Origin of the sequence: Streptomyces sp. P17 (assembly GCF_032436805.1) — a bacterium.
Lineage (GTDB): Bacteria > Actinomycetota > Actinomycetes > Streptomycetales > Streptomycetaceae > Streptomyces.
In genome coordinates this window covers 1-263 of record NZ_JAVRBF010000984.1, presented here as the reverse complement: position 1 = coordinate 263, position 263 = coordinate 1, and the positions used below count along the sequence as shown (strand labels likewise).

Annotated in this window: 1 protein-coding gene; it reads left to right on the top strand. The window is 59.7% G+C overall.

What is annotated here, in order from left to right:
• A partial coding sequence (locus RMT89_RS43670; protein ID WP_315889307.1) for a hypothetical protein occupies positions 1 to 258 on the top strand: 258 nt, incomplete at its 5' end.
• Positions 259 to 263: the final 5 nt, after the last annotated feature.

Genomic DNA, 263 nt, shown 5'->3' with positions numbered 1-263 from the left:
GGCATTCAAGGCGCGCTCGACGCGATCAAGAACGACCTGACCGCAACCGCCGGCCCGCTCACCTCCTCCCAAAAGAGGCTCGAGGTCGAGAAAGCGGCAATCGCCAAGGACAAAGATAAACTGGCCGCGAAGGACACCGTCTATCGCGAACAGCTCTCCGCGCAGTTCACCAGGATGCAGAGCGCGCTGCTCGCCTACAGTTCGACCCAGAGCTACCTGTCGCAGCAGATCAAGCTGTGGACCAACGAGAGCAACTGATTTCA